Consider the following 1,829-nt stretch of genomic DNA (forward strand, 5'->3'; position numbering starts at 1 on the left):
GCCTCCTGAAACCCATCGAACAACTGACAACAGTGCTCGAAGTAAACCGCGCCGGCATCCGTCAGCGTAAGCCGCCGGGTGGTGCGGTACAGCAACTGCGTACCCAGCTGGGTTTCCAGCCGCGCCACCAGCCGGCTCACATGGGAGCTGGATACCCCCAGGCCCCGGGCGGCGCGCGCAAAGGAGCCCAGGCGCACCACTTCCACGAAGGCCTCAATTCGGTCCCAATGCTGCATTGTTGCTCCTGAACAATAATCTATTGCCGAATTGTGCCTTATAGCCTGATTCGTGTCTGCGTATAGTGAATCCAGCTATCCGTGGTCCGGTAGACTGGTCAAGCGACGGACATAACATCAACCCGTCTGCGCCGAGTCTGGCCACCACCCAAATGCCATTATTGTTGGAGTCATCATGAAATCACGCGCCGCTGTGGCCTGGGAAGCAGGCAAACCTCTGGTTATTGAAGAAGTCGACGTGGCCGGTCCCAAGGCCGGTGAAGTGCTGGTACAGATCGTCGCCACCGGCGTCTGCCACACGGACGCCTACACCTTGTCCGGGAAAGATCCAGAAGGCCTGTTCCCTTCCATTTTCGGCCATGAAGGCGCCGGCATCGTGCAGGAAGTGGGTGAAGGCGTCACCAGCCTGAAACCCGGCGATCACGTGATTCCGCTCTATACCGCCGAGTGCCGCCAGTGCAAATTCTGCCTCAGCGGCAAGACCAATCTTTGCCAGGCGGTCCGCGCCACCCAGGGCCAGGGCCTGATGCCCGACAGCACCAGCCGCTTTTCCCTGAACGGTAAACTGCTGCATCACTATATGGGCACCAGCACCTTCTCCGAGTACACCGTAGTGCCGGAAATTTCCCTGGCCAAGGTCAGCAAGGAAGCGCCGCTGGACAAGATCTGCCTGCTGGGTTGCGGCGTTACCACCGGCATTGGCGCGGTACTCAATACCGCCAAGGTAGAAGCCGGATCCACCGTTGCGGTGTTCGGTCTCGGCGGCATCGGCCTGTCGGTGATTCAGGGCGCGGTGATGGCCAAGGCAGAACGCATCATCGCCATCGACACCAACCCGGCCAAGGAAACCCTGGCCCGCCAGTTCGGCGCCACCGACTTTATCAACCCGAAGGATTACAACGATTCGATCCAGGAAGTGATTGTCGAGCTCACCGACGGCGGCGTGGATTATTCCTTCGAGTGCATTGGCAACGTGAACGTGATGCGCTCTGCTCTGGAGTGCTGTCACAAGGGCTGGGGCGAATCCATCGTTATCGGCGTGGCCGGTGCCGGCGAAGAAATTTCCACCCGCCCGTTCCAGCTGGTCACTGGCCGGGTCTGGAAAGGCTCTGCCTTTGGCGGCGTCAAAGGCCGCACGGAATTACCCGGTTACGTGGATCGCTACATGAAAGGCGAAATCAAGATTGATGAATTCGTCACCCACACCATGGGCCTGGACGAGATCAATACTGCCTTTGATTTGCTCCACGAAGGCAAGAGCATTCGTTCGGTCATTCTTTTTTAAGAGGCAATAAATTCCGACCGTAGGAGATTCTATGTTGTCCACCCCAGTCTTCATGAGGCAGGGGCCGGCTGATAGTCGGTGCCATTTTTCATAAGCGCGAAGGCGATACGAACCAGTTTGCGCGCCAGGATGACTAACGCTTGGGTAGTTGCCAGCCCTCGATCCAGATAAGCCTGATAGACCCCTGCCCAACGCTTGCTCCGGCGAGCGGCCATGGCCGCGCAGTAAAGCAGCCTGCGAGCTTCTGAGTCCCCTTTCTTGGTCAGTTTTCGCTTGCCGGTTTTGGTGCCTGAGTCTCTCACGTGAAC

General features: G+C 58.4%; 3 protein-coding genes. 1 reads left to right on the forward strand and 2 read right to left on the reverse strand.

What is annotated here, in order from left to right; all coding sequences use genetic code 11:
• Nucleotides 1-236 (reverse strand): LysR family transcriptional regulator (locus A3754_RS19035; RefSeq protein WP_156497089.1); only part of this gene is annotated, 236 nt, incomplete at its 3' end.
• Nucleotides 237-411: 175 nt separating this feature from the next.
• Here A3754_RS19035 and A3754_RS19040 point away from each other — a divergent pair.
• A complete protein-coding gene (locus A3754_RS19040) occupies nt 412-1,521 on the forward strand; it encodes an S-(hydroxymethyl)glutathione dehydrogenase/class III alcohol dehydrogenase (protein ID WP_063520956.1) in 1,110 nt (369 codons plus the stop codon).
• Between the two features lie 50 nt (nt 1,522-1,571).
• Here the strand turns inward: A3754_RS19040 and A3754_RS19045 are convergent.
• A partial coding sequence (locus A3754_RS19045) for a transposase (RefSeq protein ID WP_156497090.1) occupies nt 1,572-1,829 on the reverse strand: 258 nt, incomplete at its 5' end.

This window comes from Alcanivorax sp. HI0083 (assembly GCF_001635175.1).